The organism is Campylobacter sp. JH23, from assembly GCF_017846595.1.
Lineage (GTDB): Bacteria > Campylobacterota > Campylobacteria > Campylobacterales > Campylobacteraceae > Campylobacter_D > Campylobacter_D coli.
The window spans coordinates 299,860-318,929 of record NZ_JAEQBP010000001.1; the positions used below are offsets into that span (position 1 = coordinate 299,860).

The following is a 19,070-nucleotide window of genomic DNA, read 5'->3' on the forward strand; positions in this document are numbered from 1 at the left end:
CTGGCAATGAGAATTATATCTTTTATTTTTTTTGTTTTTATTGGTTTAAGCCATGGTGCAAATTTAGAAGAGATTAAAACTGCACTTGTCAAAGAATTTAAAAACAATTTTCCAAGTTTAATCATCAAAAATATCGATTTAAAAATCACTACTTTACCTAAAGATTTCGAACAATATCAATTTATAAGAATAGCCAATGCTCGTTTTAACCAAGCGCAAGGATTTATAAGGGCTGAATTTAAAACCCCACAAAATATACAAAAAAATGTATTTTTTCGTTATTTTATGCAAGCAAGTTTAGAAGTATTAAAAAGTGAGCGCTCTATACAAAGAGGAGATAAACTTGGCGCTTTTGACTATAAAAGCGTACTTATGGACTTTGATAAAGTTCCCTCTAACGCTCTCGCTCTTGAAGACACTCACAATCTCATAGCAAAAAGCAATATCAGTAAAAATACTATTTTAAAAGAAAATATGTTTAAAACCATGGCTCTTATTCGCCGCAATGACCCTATAATAGGTGTTTTAAGTGATGGAAATGTTGATGTATTAATAGAACTCACAGCCTTACACAGTGCCGATATGGGAGAAAGAATTCGAGCAAAAAACAAAGAGGGTAAAGTCATGCAAGGTATAGTTACAGGAAAAAATAGGATGATTATACAATGAAAATTTTATTAGGAATTTCAGGATCTAGTAGTACGCATTTAGGACTTAAACTTTTAAAAAATTTGGAAAATAAATGCGAGCTTTATTGTATTATTACTGAAGGTGCAAAGATAAGTTTTGAAGCTGAAAATAAGAAAAACTTGGAAAAAATTTGTCAAGAACAATTTCAAAATATCTGTTTTTTAAATGATAATAACCTAAGCGCAAGTGTTGCAAGCGGATCTTTTAGTATAGAAAAAACCATCATTGCACCCTGCTCTATCTCGAGCCTTGCTAAAATTCACGCAGGATTAGCCGACACACTTTTGATGCGAGCTGCTGCCGTGGCTCTAAAAGAAAGAAAAAGTTTGATTTTAGGAGTAAGAGAAATGCCCTTTTCAACTTTAATTTTAGAACATATGCACAAGCTTAGTCAACTAGGTGTTATCATCGCACCTCCTATTATAGCGAGCTATTCTCATGCTAGTAATTTAGAACAAATGGAAAATTTTATCATAGGAAAATGGCTAGATCTTTTAGGAATTTCTCATAATTTATACGAAAGATGGCAGAATTTTTAGCTTAAATTTGTTATATTTTTAAAAATTTTTGGAGTAAAAATGACTTGTTTATATCCAGGGACTTTTGACCCTATTACAAATGGACATTTAGATGTGATTAAAAGAGCGCTTAAAATCTTTGATAAAGTGATTGTAGCTATAGCAAATAGCGAGCATAAAAAGCCTTGTTTTAGCTTAGAACAAAGAAAGGAGCTTGCAAAGCTTGCTACTTCACATTTAAACAATGTAGAAATTATCACTTTTGATAATCTCCTTGTAGATTTAGCCAAAGAGCTCAAAGTAAATACCATAGTAAGAGGACTTAGAGCAGTAAGTGATTTTGAATACGAACTACAAATTGGCTATGCTAATCACGCCCTTTGGGAAGAGATTGAAACCATTTACCTAATGCCAAATTTAAAAAATGCGTTTATCTCAAGTTCTATAGTTAGATCTATTGCTTCCCATGGAGGAGATATCAGCACTTTAGTCCCTAAAGAAATTTTACCCTTTTTAAAGGATTTGCCTTGTATGTAGTTTTTGAAGGGGTGGATTGTGTTGGTAAAAGTACGCAAATTTCACTTTTAAAAGAATGTTTTAAAGAAGCCGTTTTTACTGCAGAGCCTGGGGGAACCAAACTAGGCAATCACCTAAGAGAGCTTTTACTTTATAAACCCTATCAACTTGACAAAAAAACCGAGCTTTTGCTTTTTTTAGCTGATCGTGCGCAGCACTGTGAGGAAATTTTAAAAGCAAATCAAGATAAACTCATTATTAGCGATAGAAGTTTTATTTCAGGCATGGCTTATGCAAAAGATTTTGAAAACGAAGAGCTTTTTAGACTTAATGCCTTTGCTTTAGAAAATTTCTTCCCGCAAAAAGTTATTTTTTTAAAAGGCGATGAAAATTTAATCAAAGAACGTCTTAGCCAAAAAGAGCAAGATGCTATAGAAAAACGCGGAATTGATTATTTCTTAAGTGTCCAAGATAAACTTGAAAATACTCTTTATTTTTTAAAAGAAAAAATAAATCTTCAAGTTTTAACCCTAAATGCAAATGATACAAAAGAAAATTTACACCAAAAAATAAAGGATTTTTTACAATGATTAATGCTCTAAAAGGTATGAAAGATTTAAGCGATAAAGATGCGCTATATTATGAAAAAATTATCAAAACTTGCGAAGAAGTTGCAAAAAACTACGGGTTTAATTTCATCAATACTCCACATTTAGAGCAAAGCATACTTTTTAAAAGAAGTGTAGGAGAAAGTTCTGACATCGTTGGTAAAGAAATGTATGAATTTACAGACAAAGGGGGCAATGAAGTCTGTATGCGCCCTGAAGGCACAGCAGGAGTCGTGCGTGCCTATATAGAAAAAAAATTAGATAAAAACATCAGCGTAAAGCGTTGGTTTTATCATGGCTCTATGTTTCGTTATGAAAGACCTCAAAAGGGTCGCTTAAGAGAATTTCATCAATTTGGAGTTGAAAGCTTTGGTATACCTAGCGTTTATGAAGATGCGAGTATTATTTTAATGCTAGTAGAAATTTTCTCACGCCTTAGTATTGATTTCAAACTTCAACTTAATTCTTTAGGCTGCTCACAATGCTTGCCAAAATACCGCGATGAGCTCGTTGAATTCTTAGATTCTAAAGAAGGTTTTTGCGAAGATTGTTTGCGTAGAAAAAATTTAAATCCTATTCGCGTTTTGGATTGTAAAAATGAATATTGTCAAAATTTGCTTGAAAATGCTCCACTTTTAATCAATAATTTATGTACCTCTTGCCAAAAAGACTTTAAAACACTACAACAAATTTTAAAGGATAATGGAGTTAAATTTGAGTTAGATTCAAAACTTGTGAGGGGCTTGGATTATTATTCTAAAACGGCTTTTGAATTTATAAGCGATGAAATAGGAGCAAAAGCCGCCATTGCAGGTGGAGGACGCTACGATAGACTTATAGAGTATTTAGGTGGAAAAAGTGGCTATGGTATAGGTTTTGCCATGGGTATAGAAAGAATTATAGCCATTTTAGAACAAAAAGAAGAGTTAGAAAAAAGAGAGGGAATTTATCTTTGTGCTATGGATGAAATTTATATCCCAAAACTTTTGCAAATTGCTACCAAGCTTAGAAAAAAACACAAAGTAATCTTAAGCTATGAAGCTAGAAAACTTGCCAAGCACTTAGAAAATGGAGATAAGATAAATTCAAAACATTTTCTTTGCATGGGGGAAAATGAAGCAAAAAGCGAAAGTTTGTTTTATAAAAATTTAGAAAACAAAGATGAAAAAGTGATTCAAATTTCAGATTTGGAGAATGCTTTATGATGAATTATGGAATTGATATCTGGGGAAATGATAATTTTATCATCAAAAATGGTAAAGTTTGTATCAATCACGAAAAAAAACCTGCCATTATCGATATAGTAAAAGAGCTAAGAGATGATGGATATAAAGGCCCTTTGCTCTTAAGATTTCCTCATTTGATTCAAAAGCAAATTGAAAGTATTTATGGAAGTTTTAATAAAGCAAGAAAGGAATTTAATTATAAAGGAAAATTCAATGCCGTTTATCCTTTAAAAGTCAATCAATATCCTGGTTTTGTAAAAAATCTCGTTCGTTTAGGTAAGGATTATAATTACGGTCTTGAAGCAGGTTCTAAGGCTGAGCTTTTACTTGCCATGGCTTACAATAACGAAGATGCGCCTATTACCGTAAATGGATTTAAAGATAGAGAGCTTATCAATATAGGCTTTATCGCAGCTGAAATGGGACACAATATCACCTTAACCATAGAAGGACTAAACGAGCTTGAAGCCATTGTTGATATAGCTAAGGAGCGCTTTAAGCCTAAACCCAATATAGGCTTGCGTGTGCGTTTGCACTCTGCAGGTGTAGGAATTTGGGCAAAAAGCGGGGGGATTAATTCTAAATTTGGACTTACCTCTACTGAACTTATAGAAGCTGTAAATTTACTCAAAGAAAACAAGCTTTTAGAGCAATTTACCATGATACATTTTCATCTTGGTTCGCAAATCACTGAAATTCATCCTCTTAAAAAAGCCTTAAATGAAGCAGGTAACATCTATACCGAGCTTAGAAAAATGGGGGCTAAAAATTTAAAAGCTATCAATCTAGGTGGCGGTTTAGCAGTGGAATACTCGCAATTTAAAAATGAAAAAAGTAGAAATTATACCTTAAGAGAATACGCTAACGATGTGGTATTTATATTGAAAAATATAGCCGAGCAAAAAAAAGATCTTGAGCCTGATATTTTTATAGAGAGCGGGCGTTTTGTCGCGGCCAATCACGCCGTTTTAGTCGCTCCTGTTTTAGAGCTTTTCTCTCAAGAATACACAGAAAGCAAGCTTATACTAAAAAAGCAAAATCCAAAACTTATCGATGAACTTTACGATCTTTACAAAAGCATAAAGCCTTCCAATGCTTTAGAATATTTGCACGATAGTATCGATCATTTAGAAAGCATCTTAACACTTTTTGACTTAGGTTATGTGGATTTGCAAGATCGTTCTAATGCTGAAATTTTAACACATTTAATCACAAAAAAAGCCATTTTGCTTTTAGGTGATAAGCAAAATCCTGCGGATTTACTTGCTATACAAGATGAAGTGCAAGAAAGGTATTTGGTAAATTTTTCACTCTTTCAAAGCATACCTGATTTTTGGGGCTTGGAGCAAAATTTCCCTATCATGCCACTTGATAGACTTGACGAAGAACCAACAAGAAGCGCAAGCATATGGGATATAACCTGCGATAGCGATGGCGAAATTTCGTATTCTAAAAACAATCCTTTATTTTTGCATGATGTAGATGTAGAAAAAGAAAATTATTTTCTAGGTTTTTTCCTTGTAGGAGCTTATCAAGAAGTGCTTGGAATGAAGCACAATCTTTTTACCCATCCTACCGAAGCAACGATAAGTGTCAATGAAAAAGGCTATGAAATCGAAGGGATTATAGAAGCTCAATCCATACTTGATGCTTTAGAAGATCTAGACTATGATATACATACGATTATGGATATACTTAATGAACGCATTAGCAATTCTAAGCTTGTCAATGAAAAGCAGAAAAAACACATTTTAGGCGAACTTTATCTTTTCTTAAATGATAATGGCTATTTAAAAAGCATAGGAGTATAAATGGGATTTTTCGGCATTATAAAAGAAGATTTTTCCCAACCAAAAGTACAAGATCCAGCGTATAATTCTTTTGTAGAACTTTTTTTCAATTACCCGGGTGTATGGGCGGTAGTAAATTACCGCTTTGCGCATTTTTTTTATACAAAAAATTTCAAGCGCACCGCTAGGATAATCAGCGGAATTTCACAATTTTTAACAGGCGTAGATCTACATCCGGGTGCAACTTTAGGCAGACGCATTTTTATAGATCATGCTAATGGAGTGGTGATAGGACAAACCGCGGTCATAGAAGATGATGTTTTAATCTATCAAGGCGTAACCCTAGGCGGAACCAGTCTTGAAAAGGGTATTAAACGCCATCCTACCATCAAAAAAGGAGTGATTATAGGCTCGGGTGCAAAAGTACTCGGTGATATCATTATAGGAGAAAATGCCAAAATAGGCTCCAATGCCGTTGTTGTTAAAGATGTAGGAGCAAATTTAACCGCAGTAGGAATTCCTGCTTATATAGTAGAAGAGCGTCGTAAAAACAAGGAAAACACAAGGGCTGTTGATGCAAACTGCGAAGACAAGCTCGAAAAGCTAGAGAGAAAAATTGCAGAACTTGAAAAAGCTTTATCAGATATAAAATAATATATAAAAATCTTATATATTATTTTATATTTTTTAACCTTTAACGAATTTGCACATTAGTTCATTTTTACATTATTAATTTTTAATTAAATTCACTGCATAAGTGTGTTTTTTTGCTAAAATTAGACAAAAAATTCAAAAGGACAACAGATGTTAACCCAAAGATCACAAGTTTTAGAAGAATCCATCACTCTAGCAATCACTGCGCTTGCTAACGAGTTAAAAGCTAAGGGTGAAGATGTGATCAGCTTCTCCGCAGGTGAGCCTGATTTTGACACCCCGCAAACCATCAAAAATGCAGCTATTGCTGCCATAGAAAAGGGTTGTGGTAAATACACTGCTGTTGCAGGAATTGCTGATGTATTAAAAGCTATTCAAAACAAACTCAAAAAAGACAATAATCTTAGCTATGAAACAAGTGAAATTATTACAAATGTAGGGGCAAAGCATTCTCTTTTTGAATGTATAGAATGTCTAGTTGAAGAAGGCGATGAAGTCATCATTCCTAGTCCTTATTGGGTGAGCTATCCTGAAATGGTTAAATTTGCAGGTGGAAAGCCTGTATTTATCGAGGGTTTAGAAGAAAATGGCTTTAAAATCAACGCAGAGCAGCTTAAAAAAGCCATCACTCCTAAAACTAAAATTTTAATGCTTAATTCTCCTTCAAATCCTGTAGGCTCTATCTACAACAAAGAAGAGCTTTTAAGTATTGCTAAGGTTTTAGAGGGTACAAAGATTATCGTATTAAGTGATGAAATGTATGAAAAACTTCGCTACGATGGCTTTGAATTTGTAGCTTTTGCAAGTGTAAGCGAAGATGCTTTAAATCGCACTGTGACCATCAATGGACTTAGTAAATGCAGTGCTATGCCTGGATGGCGTTTTGGCTATATGGCAAGTAAAAACAAAGCCTTGATTTCAGCTGTTAAAAGACTTCAAGGCCAAAGCACTTCAAATATCTGCTCTATCACTCAGCACGCTGCCATACCTGCCTTAAATGGAGAATGTGATGAGGATATAGAAAAAATGCGTCAAGCTTTTGAAAAGCGTCGCGATTTAGCCTTAAATATGCTTCATCAAATTCCAAATATTAGTGTCTATAAGCCTGAAGGAGCTTTTTATCTTTTTGTAAATACTCAAAAAATTGAAAAAGATTCTATGAAATTTTGCCAAAAATTACTAGAACAAGAAAAAGTTGCTGTAGTTCCAGGTATCGGTTTTGGCATGGATGGATATTTTAGACTTTCTTATGCTACAAGCGATGAACTTATCAAAAAAGGCATAGAAAGAATAGCAAATTTTATTAAAAATTATAAATAATTCTAGGTTTAAAACCTAGAATTGCTAACTTTGTTAGGCAATCAAATAAAATTCAAATGACCCAAATTTAAACTTTCTCAAACCCAAATTTCAAAATAAAACCAAAAAATCAAGGTTTTTTAAGCACTGCATTTACTCTTTGGACTTTATCTAGTTTATTTAAACTAAGTCTTATCACAGAATCTTCTAATCCTCCTAAAGAATGAGGCACATTTGCTTCTAAGCTTATCATATCTAAAGTATTGAATTCAAATTTCTCATTTTCTACTTCAAACCAAATTTTACCACTTAAAACTTGCACGCGGATAGCAAAGGGTGCTTTATGCTCTTTCATCACGCTATCTTTAGCAAGTAAAATTTGAATTTCCTTGCTGTGCTCATCATCGATTAAAACATTGATTTTTACTTCTTTGGGGCTAAAATCCGCTTTATTCCATTGAGTGATTTTCATAAAATCTCCTTTTTAATTTTATAAGATTGTAACAAAAATCAAAACACAGACTATAAACTTGTGTTAATTTTATCCTTCTTTCCACCAAAAATCTTGCTCAAACTCACTTCCCACCTCATAAGCTTCGCCCATTTTTGGTGTAATCAAAGGCAAATTTGAATTCTCATAAAGATATTCTACCACTCCATTCCACGCATGAGTTCCTGCTAAAAACCTTCCCCAATGTATAGGCATTAAAGCTTTTGCATTCAAATCTTTTGCTTCTTTTAAAATTTGATCAGGAAAAGAATGCGAAAAAGGCCAAGCGGCATTAAATTGACCGCTTTCAAGACAAACTAAATCAAAACCACCAAAATAAGCCCCGATTTTTTTAAAATGTGTAAAATATCCTCCATCGCCACTAAAAAACACCCTTTTGTCCGCGCTTAAAAATTCCATCACAAAAGAAGCCCAAAGAGTTTTATTTAACCCATCGCCCCTGCTTGAACTATGCTGCGCAGGCGTTGCAACAATCCTTAAATCATCAAATTCCACCCCACTCCACCAATCAAGCTCTATGATTTTTTTCTCACTCACTCCATAACTTTTTAGATAATTTCCTACTTTTAAAGGCGCGATAAAAAATTTAGCCCTATCTTTTAAAGTTTTCACGCTTTTTTCATCTAAATGATCAAAATGAGAATGAGTGATAATCACGGCAAAAATTTCATCAAAATCATTGGCATTATAAACAGGTGCATTTTTAAAAGCTTTATTAATAAAAGAAAAAGGTGAAGCGTGAGTGTTAAAGATAGGATCGATTAAAATTTTATAGTTTTTATAACTCACAAAAAGCGATGAATGTCCAAGCCAAGTGATGTGCGGAGTACGAACATACTTTAAATTTGGCTTAAAAAAAGGAAGTTTAAAAGTCGCCTTAGCATTTTTAGGGTAAAGATAATAATACCTCAAAACTTCCCTAAAAGACACTTTAAAAGCATTATGTGTTTGGGGATTTTCATTAAGAAAAATTTCATATTTTTTACCCTGCACTTTTTTAGCTTTTTGGCGTTCTTTACTCGAAAGATCAAAGGTTTTAAATGACAAATTCAATTTTTTCCTTTTTTATGTTTATTAAAATTATATCCAAGAAATTTTTAGATTAATTTTATTTTACACAAGTTTTTGGTTTACTTGTGTTAAAATGTCCAAATCAAATATTGGATAAAATGATGTAAAAATAAAATTTATATAAACTAGACAAAATACTTCAAGAAATTGATTTTATATTTAAACAAACCAAAGGCGAGCTTATGCAAGCTTTAAAAAATGAAATCAAACAAAAAGCTATTTTCATGTCACTAATCAACATTAAAGAAACGATAAAAAATATCCAAGATAGTGCAGATGCTGAAGTTATGGTAATTTTTTGTGAAGAAGATATGAAAAGACTCTCAAAAAGTAGAAATATTGCAGCACATAATAGTAGCCATGGATTTAAATATCGTAACAAATCTTATTCGTTACGATCTAGCAAGACTTAAACAAAGTATTGTTAATTTTAAAAATAATCCAAACAATTTACATTTTATTCCAAAAGAAGAAAATGTCAAAAAAAAGAATACTAAAACCACTAGAAGTATTAATTATTTTTTTATTTGCATGCATTTTATCTTGTATTATATTTATTACCTTTTTTTACTTAACAAGCCCTCCAAAAGCATAAGACAAGAAAATTTTTCATATAACACTTTCATACAAATTATTTTTATTCATTAGATCCTTTTATTCTTAACTTACCACAAGCTGGCAGACAAAAATATACACACTGCACCATTGATTTAGAATTAATAAAAGAAATTTCTTTAGAAGATTTTACAAAAATTTCACCCGTTATTAGAGATACTATTATTCAAACCATTCTAGCAAAAGAAATACAAGAAATTGAATTCTCTAATTTCAAACTAGAACTTCAAAGAGAATTGGTTAAAAAAATTAATGAAAAATTAGGCAATAAGCTGATTAAAGAATTATATTTTAGAGATTTTATCATCTCTTGAAAATTTTTATAAAATTTTCAAGCCTTTTAAAAAGGCTTGATTAAAGATCTTAGAGAGTTTTATTCGACTTCAGCGTCGATTACATCATCGTCTTTTTTCTTTTTATCATTTGCTGCATTTGGCTCATCTTTTTTATACATATTTTCAGCCAATTTATGAGAAACCTCGCTTAAAGCTTTCATTTTAGCTTCGATTTCTTCTTTACTTGCATTTTGATTTTTCAAAGTCTCACGCAAATCATCAAGAGCTTTTTGGATATTTTCTTTATCGCTATCAGCTACTTTTTCTCCAAGCTCATTTAGAGATTTTTCCACTTGATGCGCCAAGCTATCAGCTGCATTTCTAGCATCTACAGCTTCTTTGCGTTTTTTGTCTTCTTCTTTGTGAAGTTCAGCATCTTTTACCATGTTATTAATCTCTTCCTCGCTAAGTCCACTTGAACCTGTGATTTTGATCTCTTGTGCTTTACCTGTTGCTTTATCTTTTGCAGAAACAGTTAAAATACCATTTGCATCGATGTCAAAAGTTACTTCGATTTGTGGCATACCGCGTGGTGCTGGTGGAATTCCTTCAAGGTTGAAATTTCCTAAAGATTTATTATCACGACTAAATTCTCTTTCCCCTTGTAAAACATTGATAGTTACAGCACTTTGATTGTCTTCTGCAGTTGAGAAAACTTGCTCTTTTTTGGTTGGTATAGTTGTACCTTTTTCGATGATTTTAGTCATCACACCGCCTAAAGTTTCGATACCTAAAGAAAGTGGAGTTACATCAAGTAAAAGTACATCTTTTACATCACCTTTTATAACTGCACCTTGAATCGCCGCACCGATAGCCACAACTTCATCAGGATTTACAGATTTGTTAAGTTCTTTTCCAAAAGCTTTTTTAACCTCTTCTTGCACTAAAGGAACACGAGTAGAACCCCCTACCATAACGATTTCTTTAATTTCATTTTTATCAAGCCCTGCATCTTTTACCACTTCATTGATCTTAGTGATAGTTTCAGCTACTAAAGAATCAATCATACCTTCAAATTTAGCTCTAGTAAGTTTTTTAACCAAGTGTTTTGGGCCACTCGCATCAGCTGTGATAAATGGTAAATTAATCTCTGTTTCATTAGCTGAACTTAGCTCTTTTTTAGCATTTTCTGCAGCTTCTTTTAAGCGTTGTAAAGCCATAACATCATTTTTAAGATCTATACCTGTTTCATCTTTAAATTCACTTGCTAGAAAATCGATAAGCTTGTTATCAAAATCATCACCACCTAAGAAAGCATTACCACCTGTTGCTAAAACTTCTACTACATTATCCCCTGTTTCAAGCACGGTAACATCAAAGGTTCCCCCACCTAGATCGTAAACTACGATTTTTTCACTATCTTTTTTATCAAGCCCATAAGCTAAAGCTGCTGAAGTAGGCTCGTTGATAATTCTTAATACATTAAGTCCTGCGATAGTCCCTGCTTCTTTCGTTGCTTTTCTTTGTGCATCATTAAAATACGCAGGCACAGTAATCACCGCATCAGTAACACTTTCACCCAAAAAAGCTTCTGCATCTTCTTTTAATTTCATCAAAACTTTTGCTGAAATTTCTTGTGGGGTGTAAATTTTACCTGCGATTTCTATCGCGCATGCACCATTTCTTTCGGTGATGTGGTAAGGAAGTCTATTTTTGGCTTCTTTAGCCGCATCTTCATTGATCATCAAACCCATAATTCTTTTGATAGAATAAATAGTTTTTTCAGGGTTTGTTACCGCTTGGCGTTTTGCGCTATCGCCTACTAAAACTTCACCTTTATCTGTAAAAGCAACTACTGAAGGAGTTGTGTTTTTTCCTTCTTTGTTTGGGATTACTTTACTCTCGCCGCGTTCATACACAGCAACACAAGAATTGGTTGTTCCTAAATCTATACCTATAACTTTACTCATTTTTTATCCTTTTTATTAAAATTTATTTTGCTACACTAACTTTGGTTGGGCGGATCACGCGATCGGCTATTTTATAACCTTTTTGAAGCACTTGAACCACTTCACCACTTTGATGATTTTCACTATCTACATGAAACATCGCTTCGTGTAAATTAGGATCAAACTCTTTTTCATCTTTGATAAGAGCCACTCCATGTTTTTCAAGTTTTTTAAGAAATAAATCTAAAGTGTTTTGCACTCCTTCTTTGATTTTTAAGCTAATTTCATCTTGGCATTCGACATTGATAGCTGCTTCTAAAGCATCTAAAACATCAAGCAAATCCTTTGCAAAGCTTTCATTTGCATAAGCCATAGCACTTAGCTTTTCTTTTTCCATTCTTTTTTTAATATTTTCAAATTCAGCGTTTGCACGCATATATTTGTCTTTTAATTCATCATAGTCTTTTTGCAATTTGTTTTGCTCAACATCTTCGATATTTTGCAAATTCTCATCTTGCAAATGTTCAGAATTTTCTGCGTTTTCATTTTCAATTTCTTGCTTTTGTTCGCTCATGCCGCCTCCTTTATGTATTGTAATATCTTTTTATAATCCGTATAAACACTACCTGCTAAGATAATATTTACATCCTCGCCCAAAAACTGCGCATCCACCTTAAGCCCCATAAAACCCTCTTTAAATAAGGGTTCAAATTCAAGACTTTCTTTAAAATGACGGTGAATTTGACAATCTAAGAGCTTAACAAATTCATCATTTTGATAAATTTGATAAGCTCTTTCTTCATTGCTTCTATAGCAAATCAAATTTTGTCTTAAGCTAGCTATTTTTTCTACAAGATCTATAAAATGAACTCTCAAAGCTATTTTTTCTATACTAGAAAGATCAAGTCCTATAAGACTTTGTAAAAAATTCCACGCTTCTTTTTCATATTTTAAAACGAGCTCTTCTTCTTTAAAATCAAGTACTATAAACTTAGCATTTAGATCAAGTACTTCTTTAAGTACTAAACTTCTACCTCCATAAACAAGACAATAAATTTCAAATTCCTTGCTTAGTTCCTTTAAAAAGCTTTCATTTTTGATATGAATGTTTTTATCTTGCTCTTTTTCCCAAAAATTTTGCCAATAATTTTGCATCGTTAAAATAGTAGGAATTCTACCGCTACTTATATGAAGCTGAGTGATCAAACCCTCATCGCTAAGTCTTTTAAGATAAACGCGTATAGTCGAAGCAGGTATGCAAAGGTTTGAATTTAATTCATTAGAACCAATAGGTGCATTATCCAAAAGATAAGTTTGAATAATAGACTCTAAAATCAAATCCTTTTTATCTCGACTTTTCATCATATTTTCCTTCATATCTAGCACTCTATTTTTTGATTGCTAGATATATTATACAACATTGAGTGTTATTTTGTCAAGTATAAATATAAAAAAATATACTTAATTTTATTTAGTCAATATGACTAAAGTTTTGTTAGTTACTTTTTTATAAGGATAAGCTATCTTTTAAGATTGAAAATGCAATGATAAAAATAAGATGAAAATTTTAAATTGAATTGATTGTCTAGTTTTTTAAAGGTATAAGATATTAAAATAAAAAACCAAAGAAGCCTTTGAAAGCTCTTTGGTTCTTCTATCAAAGCTTAAAAGTTACCATTGATAGAAATATACATTCTTCTTCCTTCTTCTATGCGGTTATAGGTATTTACCCAAGTGCTACCACTCCCACTTGCATAAGATTCCCAGCCATTTGTAAAGCTTTTGTCAAAAAGATTATAAATAGCTGCATTGATACTCCATTGTTTGTTGATATCATAACGCACACCCATGGAAGCTAAAAAGATATCCTTGTAATATTCTCTATTGATATTAGTATCACCCATATAGCGATCTATTTGCCACTCGCCTTTTATCCAAGGAGTGAATTTATTATAGAAGCTGTATTCGGTTTTTAACATGATATTGTGTTTTAAACTATCTTGTTCAGGTTTACCTATCACACTTCTATCTTGTGCTTCTTTAACTTCAGTATCAAGATAAGTATAAGCAAAATTTACATTTAAATTATCAAGAGGGCTTATCCCTGCTCCAAGTTCTACACCTTTGTATTCAACCTTGCCATGATTGATTGCTCTAGAACATCTATCAGCATCACAAGTGCCAATACCTGGGATTGGTTCGCTATTATTATAACTTTGACTTGAAATTTTATCTTTAAAATTCGTTAAAAAACCTGTTGCTGAAACATAAAATAAATCATTATTGTAAATAGCTGCTATTTCATAGTTTAAAGATGTCTCTTCTTTTAAATCAGGATTTCCATATGTAGGAAATCTGCCTTGGCCACTATAACTGTAAGTTCCATTTATCAAACGGTTTGCATAAGGGGTTCTAAAGCCTGTAGATACACCGCCTTTTAAAGTAAGCTCATTAGTAGGATTATAAACCACATAAGCTCTTGGCGAAACATTGTTTCCAAAAATTTCATGATGATTATATCTTGCTCCAAAAGTAAGTCTTAAATCATCTTTTATACTATACTCATCCTCTGCAAAAATTGCCAATAAATACTGATCAAAATTAGTAGGACTAGCTATTTTATCTTGCATTTTTTCAAGCCTATATTCACCGCCTACGCTTAAAATATGACTTTGTCCTAGAGGAATAACAGACTTAGTATCTAAGATAATATCTTCTGCGACTATATCTCTATTTTCTCCTAAAAACGGCTGTGTAGATTGCCCTACGACTTCGCGGCCATCATTGCTCACTCTATTATATTGCAAACCAGAAGTGATAGAAAAATTTTCATAAACACCCTCATGACTTAAATAAGTCACAAATTTATCAACTTCCATAATATCTGCATAACCACCCGTTAAGCTACCTGGTGTTCTACCTGGACTTGTAATAGTTCCTAATTGACCTTGTTTATTATCGTAATGATTTCTTGAAAAATCTATATCAAATATAAAAGTATTATAATCATTAGCTAAATAACTAATTCTTGTTCCTATGTTGAAATTATTTGCCTTTGTAGGACTTTGAGCTTGATCCCCTTGAACTCTTTGTCCACTTCCATTTGTAAATTCAACATTAGATTGCTGTCTGTAAAATTCTCTAAATCGAAGTGTTAGACCCAATTTGTCATTCATCAAAGGACCACTAGAATAAATACTCGTTCCATAAGTATTACCCCAATCTTTATTTTCATTTAAAAGAGCATCCAAACTTACAGAAGTTTCCCATTTATCACTTACTTTTTTGGTAATGATATTTACCACCCCGCCTAAAGCTTCAGAGCCATATAAAGTACTCATAGGACCTTTTATAACTTCTATCCTTTCTATGCTAGAAATTGGAGGTAAGAAAGAATTTGAAATTTCATTAAAACCATTAGGGCCCACCTCTCCGCCAATACCCTGACGACGCCCATCAATCAAAACCAAAGTATATCCAGTAATACCCCTCATAGTGATATTATAAGAACCTGTTTTTCCCTTGCTAGCATATAAATCAACGCCTGGAATATCTGCGATAGCCTCTGCAACATCTCTATAAGGCTTACTTTGTAATTCTTTTTTACTAATAACATTGATAGTAGCAGGAGCTTCTTTAATATCTTGAGCAAATCCAGAAGCACTAATGATCGAACTGTCTAGCTCTACATTTTGCGATATAGCATTAGAAGCCAAAAGGCCAATGGCACAAACCGATAGACATAATTTCTTCATTTTTCTCCTTTTGTTAAATATTAATTAGAAATCAGAATATTATGATAATAATTATTAATTTAAGATAAATTTTGTATCAATTGTGATAATTAGTATTAATTAAAAATTTATTTTTTCTTGCTATAATTCTTAAAAATATAAGTTTTTTTAGAGAAGTAAATAGCAAAAATTAAATATCTTTTAGATACAAGCTTGATTATTTGATTGTTATTTTTCTCTGTGAAATTTGTTTCAAAATTTATCTTTTTAAACAATTTACCATAGAATGTGTTTAAGAAATAAAGATATTTAAATCAAAAAATAAAATCATAACGGAGTAAAAGATGAAAACATTTATAAGCAATCATAAAAACCAATCTTCTTTTATCACTTTATTTGTTTTTACACCTTTATTTTTTGTTTTTCTTTATTCTAAAGATTTTTTACACATACAACCCAATGAAACTATTAAAGAAAATAAATTTAATATGGCAATCAAACATTTTGTACAAAATTCCTCCGATATGAAACCGACACAACCCACACAAACTATACAAGAGCCTTCGAATGTGCAACCCAAAGAACCTGTGCAAGAAATAAAAAAAATAAAACCGAGAAAAGAAAAACCTATCGCTAAACCTAAAAAAATAATCCCTCCAGCAAATGCAAAGGCAATAAGTCAACCCAAAAAAGATACAAACATGCAGCAACCAATCATGCAGCAACAAACTCCACAAGCCAGCTCTTACCAAAGCGTATCCTTAACTAGCAATAGTGAATTTTTAAAAGAAATAAAATCAGCAATCGATGAAGCCCTAATCTACCCTAGACAAGCTAGAAAAATGCGTATGAGTGGGGAGGTTCTTGTAGAATTTACCTGGACAAAAGAAAAGAAATTAGAAAATTTAAAAATACTTAAACCTTCAAAATATGATTTTCTAAATAAAAGTGCTTTAGAAACTATACGCATAGCTTCTAAAAAATTTCCACAATATGAAAAAACTTTTCATATAAAAATACCATTGGTATATAAATTAAGCTAAATCTTTCACAATATACTCTATTTTTAATGCAAATCACTCCAGCTTTGCTAACGCTTAGAAGTAGAAGCTTCCTAGCTAAAGCTAACTAGTATTAGCTAATTCGAAAGGCTTTGAGTTTATAGTCCTCAAGGCTAATTCCTAACCCAAACGACTTTAATCCACGCTTTAAGATATTATTTGCAGCATTAATATCTCTATGTAAAGTGTTGCCACATTTTTCACAAAGATACACTCTATCTTTAAACATAAGATTTTTTTTGATATTTCCACATACACTACAAGTTTTGCTTGTATATTGTGGATTGACTTTTATAAAGAATTTACCATTATGCTTTGCTTTATACTCTAGATATTGAAAGAATTGATAGAATGAAATATTAAGAATAGATTTATTTAAACCACTTTTAGCTTTTATATTCTTTAATTTAGCTCTTTTAGACATATTCTTAATTTGCAAATCTTCGACTGCTAGCAAGTCAAATTCTTGTATGAGTTTTGAAGTTATCTTGTGATAACTATCCTTTTTGATATTTGAACTTTTTTCATAGATTTTATTTAATTTTAATTGTGTTTTTTTGAAATTATGGCTTAACTTTGTTTTCTCCTTTTTTGTTTTTAATATTCTCCTACTTTGTTTTCTTTGCAATCTTTTAAATGCTAAATCATATTCAGCTCTACTAAGTAGCTTTGAGTTAGTAGCTATTAACTCTCCACTGCTTAAGGTAATCTCATTGATATTTAAATCAATGTCAACTGCTTTTTTAATATCAAAATCTTTGCTAGATATTAAAGAAATATTTGATTCATCATAAATGATACTAAAAGCTAAATAGTATTTATTGTGATTTTTGATAATAGTGATTTGATTAAACTTATAAGTATTTGGTAAATCTCTGTGATAACGCATTTTAAAAAATGTATTCATAAGTCTAAATATCTTAAACTTAGTAGTATCACTATCTTTGATTTTGTAGGCTTGATTATTCCAATTAAAGCTTTGCTTTGCAAATTTAGAGTTTTTAAATTTGGGAAAGCCTTTGTTTTTATCTCTAATTGCTTGCTCTAAGGCACGAGAAGATTAATCCTTGCTTGTTGGGTTACAACACTTTTATAGCTTAATTCTCTTGCTTTTATAAGGCTAGTTTTATTGATTATCTATCTTACTTGCCTTTAAATAACTCCTATCTTTTTTATCTAAATTCTTATTTTTATCCCACTGCTCTTGCTGTAAATTTAAACAAATATTATAGGCTTGATATAGATGAAACATTGATGATTAATAAGCTTTTGTTGTTCTTTGTTTAGGTAGAATTCTATATTTAAAACCTTTGGTTATTTGCATTGCTTTGTTCCATTAGGGCTTTTTTTCTTTTTGGTTATATATTTTTTTAGGGTAATTATCTTCTATGCCTTGATTTTCTGCATATTTTTTAAGAGTTTCTAGCATTATTCCGCATAGGTATTCTATAAAAAATTACTGATTATGTCAAATAACCTAACTAGAGCCGTACAACTAACACTGTAAGCAATTCATCTCCCACTTAAGAAGTGAGAGTTTTATTGAATAAAAAAGATAAATTTAAAGCAAATAATCTTTTTTTAGACAACACTAAACCCTTGCATGTATTTACAGCAATATTTATTTCATCATAAACAACCCCCAACCATAAAACCTCAATAAACACTATAAAATAAACTTGAGTGATTAAAAATCCAACCCAATTATTGAACAAACCCAAGCTACATAATAAAATATAAACTAGACATATAAAGAACAATTGACACATAAAAATAGATTGAATAAATAAACCTATACAAGTAAACATAAAGATTAATTATTGATACAAAAGATTTAATAAATAAAAAGAATAATTGAGATATAAAAACATATAAACTAAACAACTCAAACAACCATTAAATCAACCCAAACTAATAAACAACCATAGCTAAGCTGACAACCCAACCAATCAATTTAAATATAAAACTACAAATTAAATCAACCCAAGCTAATTAAACTTCAAACTAATTAATCAAACAAACCAATGAATATAACCTAACTGATTAAATTAAATAAATTAATAAACTAATCAAGCAATGACTAATAAAGTATTTAAAACCAACAAAAGCATAAATCAATTAAACTAATGATTGAATATAAAAATAATAAGTTGTAGATAAGTAAAAGCATTATACAAAGCATTCTAAGCTGATTAAATACAATTAGAACAAAAGCATAAATCAATCCAAGCCAATTAAACATAAACATAAACATAAAAGAACAATGAATACAAAAACATATTTAATTGGCATAAAAACAAATTCAATCAATAAAAAAATAATTAATACAATAATAGATTTAATAAACATAAAAAAATAATTAAATATAAAAACAACGATTGACATATAAAAACTAAGATTTTAAATCTATAAGAATAAGATAAAGTAGAATTAACAAGTCCGCAATGAGCTACTTTCCCCCTGCCAGTAAGGCGTAGTATCATCACCCACGATGTGCTTAGCTTCTTGGTTCGGGATGGAGCAAGGCGTTTCCACATCTGTATAATCACGGAC

Annotated in this window: 17 protein-coding genes, 1 rRNA gene and 1 pseudogene; 10 read left to right on the top strand and 9 right to left on the bottom strand. The window is 31.5% G+C overall.

Annotated elements, in window-relative coordinates; genetic code table 11:
• Window positions 1-6 precede the first annotated feature (6 nt).
• From flgA to KAR88_RS01560, 8 genes are all read left to right on the top strand, one after another.
• Window positions 7-669 carry a flagellar basal body P-ring formation chaperone FlgA gene (gene flgA / locus KAR88_RS01525; RefSeq protein ID WP_002784424.1) on the top strand — a complete coding sequence of 221 codons (663 nt, stop codon included), beginning with the start codon at window positions 7-9 and terminating at the stop codon, window positions 667-669.
• Window positions 666-1,229, top strand: a complete 564-nt coding sequence (locus KAR88_RS01530; protein WP_002776650.1) for a UbiX family flavin prenyltransferase — start codon at window positions 666-668, stop codon at window positions 1,227-1,229. Before flgA ends, KAR88_RS01530 begins: the two co-directional genes overlap by 4 nt.
• Before the next feature lie 39 nt (window positions 1,230-1,268).
• On the top strand, window positions 1,269-1,745 hold the full coding sequence (gene coaD, locus KAR88_RS01535) for a pantetheine-phosphate adenylyltransferase (RefSeq protein WP_002776649.1): 477 nt from the start codon (window positions 1,269-1,271) through the stop codon (window positions 1,743-1,745).
• On the top strand, window positions 1,736-2,314 hold the full coding sequence (tmk, locus tag KAR88_RS01540; protein WP_002780065.1) for a dTMP kinase: 579 nt from the start codon (window positions 1,736-1,738) through the stop codon (window positions 2,312-2,314). The genes coaD and tmk overlap by 10 nt, the downstream gene beginning before the upstream one ends.
• A complete protein-coding gene (gene hisS, locus KAR88_RS01545) occupies window positions 2,311-3,537 on the top strand; it encodes a histidine--tRNA ligase (protein ID WP_192801233.1) in 1,227 nt (408 codons plus the stop codon). Before tmk ends, hisS begins: the two co-directional genes overlap by 4 nt.
• Window positions 3,534-5,369, top strand: coding sequence for a biosynthetic arginine decarboxylase (speA, locus tag KAR88_RS01550; protein WP_002776646.1), 1,836 nt, complete (start codon window positions 3,534-3,536; stop codon window positions 5,367-5,369). Before hisS ends, speA begins: the two co-directional genes overlap by 4 nt.
• Complete coding sequence (gene cysE, locus KAR88_RS01555; RefSeq protein ID WP_192801232.1) at window positions 5,370-6,002, top strand: serine O-acetyltransferase; 633 nt, start codon at window positions 5,370-5,372, stop codon at window positions 6,000-6,002.
• A gap of 150 nt (window positions 6,003-6,152) precedes the next feature.
• On the top strand, window positions 6,153-7,322 hold the full coding sequence (locus KAR88_RS01560; protein WP_002793439.1) for a pyridoxal phosphate-dependent aminotransferase: 1,170 nt from the start codon (window positions 6,153-6,155) through the stop codon (window positions 7,320-7,322).
• A gap of 109 nt (window positions 7,323-7,431) precedes the next feature.
• Here KAR88_RS01560 and KAR88_RS01565 read toward each other — a convergent pair whose 3' ends face one another.
• Both KAR88_RS01565 and KAR88_RS01570 read right to left on the bottom strand, forming a co-directional pair.
• A complete protein-coding gene (locus KAR88_RS01565; RefSeq protein WP_002776640.1) occupies window positions 7,432-7,773 on the bottom strand; it encodes a cupin domain-containing protein in 342 nt (113 codons plus the stop codon).
• 69 nt (window positions 7,774-7,842) lie between these two features.
• Complete coding sequence (locus KAR88_RS01570; RefSeq protein WP_002776637.1) at window positions 7,843-8,865, bottom strand: MBL fold metallo-hydrolase; 1,023 nt, start codon at window positions 8,863-8,865, stop codon at window positions 7,843-7,845.
• A 200-nt stretch (window positions 8,866-9,065) separates the two neighbouring features.
• On the opposite strand from KAR88_RS01570, the pseudogene KAR88_RS01575 reads away from it, so the two are divergent.
• Window positions 9,066-9,812: pseudogene (locus tag KAR88_RS01575) on the top strand (flagellar basal body-associated FliL family protein).
• A 59-nt stretch (window positions 9,813-9,871) separates the two neighbouring features.
• On the opposite strand, the gene dnaK reads toward KAR88_RS01575, so the two are convergent.
• The 4 genes from dnaK to cfrA all read right to left on the bottom strand — a co-directional run bounded on the left by dnaK (window position 9,872) and on the right by cfrA (window position 15,477).
• Window positions 9,872-11,743, bottom strand: a complete 1,872-nt coding sequence (gene dnaK, locus KAR88_RS01580) for a molecular chaperone DnaK (protein ID WP_002776631.1) — start codon at window positions 11,741-11,743, stop codon at window positions 9,872-9,874.
• A gap of 22 nt (window positions 11,744-11,765) precedes the next feature.
• Complete coding sequence (grpE, locus tag KAR88_RS01585) at window positions 11,766-12,296, bottom strand: nucleotide exchange factor GrpE (protein WP_002776629.1); 531 nt, start codon at window positions 12,294-12,296, stop codon at window positions 11,766-11,768.
• The gene (locus KAR88_RS01590; protein ID WP_023890725.1) at window positions 12,293-13,087 is read right to left on the bottom strand and encodes an HrcA family transcriptional regulator; all 795 of its coding nucleotides are present in this window, start codon (window positions 13,085-13,087) and stop codon (window positions 12,293-12,295) included. The genes grpE and KAR88_RS01590 overlap by 4 nt, the downstream gene beginning before the upstream one ends.
• 299 nt (window positions 13,088-13,386) lie before the next feature.
• A complete protein-coding gene (gene cfrA / locus KAR88_RS01595; RefSeq protein ID WP_002784415.1) occupies window positions 13,387-15,477 on the bottom strand; it encodes a TonB-dependent ferric enterobactin receptor CfrA in 2,091 nt (696 codons plus the stop codon).
• Window positions 15,478-15,800: 323 nt separating this feature from the next.
• On the opposite strand from cfrA, the gene KAR88_RS01600 reads away from it, so the two are divergent.
• Complete coding sequence (locus KAR88_RS01600) at window positions 15,801-16,499, top strand: energy transducer TonB (protein ID WP_002776622.1); 699 nt, start codon at window positions 15,801-15,803, stop codon at window positions 16,497-16,499.
• Between the two features lie 91 nt (window positions 16,500-16,590).
• Here KAR88_RS01600 and KAR88_RS01605 read toward each other — a convergent pair whose 3' ends face one another.
• From KAR88_RS01605 to rrf, 3 genes are all read right to left on the bottom strand, one after another.
• Window positions 16,591-17,553, bottom strand: coding sequence for a transposase (locus KAR88_RS01605; protein ID WP_318829731.1), 963 nt, complete (start codon window positions 17,551-17,553; stop codon window positions 16,591-16,593).
• A gap of 300 nt (window positions 17,554-17,853) precedes the next feature.
• A complete protein-coding gene (locus tag KAR88_RS01610) occupies window positions 17,854-17,946 on the bottom strand; it encodes a hypothetical protein (protein WP_002776614.1) in 93 nt (30 codons plus the stop codon).
• Window positions 17,947-18,953: 1,007 nt separating this feature from the next.
• Window positions 18,954-19,070, bottom strand: a 5S ribosomal RNA gene (gene rrf / locus KAR88_RS01615).

Excerpts from the sequence above, each read along its gene's own strand:
- flgA (WP_002784424.1), top strand. The coding sequence starts at position 7 with ATGAGAATTATATCTTTTATTTTTTTTGTTTTTATTGGTTTAAGCCAT.
- KAR88_RS01530 (WP_002776650.1), top strand. The coding sequence starts at position 666 with ATGAAAATTTTATTAGGAATTTCAGGATCTAGTAGTACGCATTTAGGA.
- coaD (WP_002776649.1), top strand. The coding sequence starts at position 1,269 with ATGACTTGTTTATATCCAGGGACTTTTGACCCTATTACAAATGGACAT.
- hisS (WP_192801233.1), top strand. The coding sequence starts at position 2,311 with ATGATTAATGCTCTAAAAGGTATGAAAGATTTAAGCGATAAAGATGCG.
- speA (WP_002776646.1), top strand. The coding sequence starts at position 3,534 with ATGATGAATTATGGAATTGATATCTGGGGAAATGATAATTTTATCATC.
- cysE (WP_192801232.1), top strand. The coding sequence starts at position 5,370 with ATGGGATTTTTCGGCATTATAAAAGAAGATTTTTCCCAACCAAAAGTA.
- KAR88_RS01560 (WP_002793439.1), top strand. The coding sequence starts at position 6,153 with ATGTTAACCCAAAGATCACAAGTTTTAGAAGAATCCATCACTCTAGCA.
- KAR88_RS01565 (WP_002776640.1), bottom strand. The coding sequence starts at position 7,773 with ATGAAAATCACTCAATGGAATAAAGCGGATTTTAGCCCCAAAGAAGTA.
- dnaK (WP_002776631.1), bottom strand. The coding sequence starts at position 11,743 with ATGAGTAAAGTTATAGGTATAGATTTAGGAACAACCAATTCTTGTGTT.
- grpE (WP_002776629.1), bottom strand. The coding sequence starts at position 12,296 with ATGAGCGAACAAAAGCAAGAAATTGAAAATGAAAACGCAGAAAATTCT.
- KAR88_RS01590 (WP_023890725.1), bottom strand. The coding sequence starts at position 13,087 with ATGATGAAAAGTCGAGATAAAAAGGATTTGATTTTAGAGTCTATTATT.
- cfrA (WP_002784415.1), bottom strand. The coding sequence starts at position 15,477 with ATGAAGAAATTATGTCTATCGGTTTGTGCCATTGGCCTTTTGGCTTCT.
- KAR88_RS01600 (WP_002776622.1), top strand. The coding sequence starts at position 15,801 with ATGAAAACATTTATAAGCAATCATAAAAACCAATCTTCTTTTATCACT.
- KAR88_RS01610 (WP_002776614.1), bottom strand. The coding sequence starts at position 17,946 with ATGCTAGAAACTCTTAAAAAATATGCAGAAAATCAAGGCATAGAAGAT.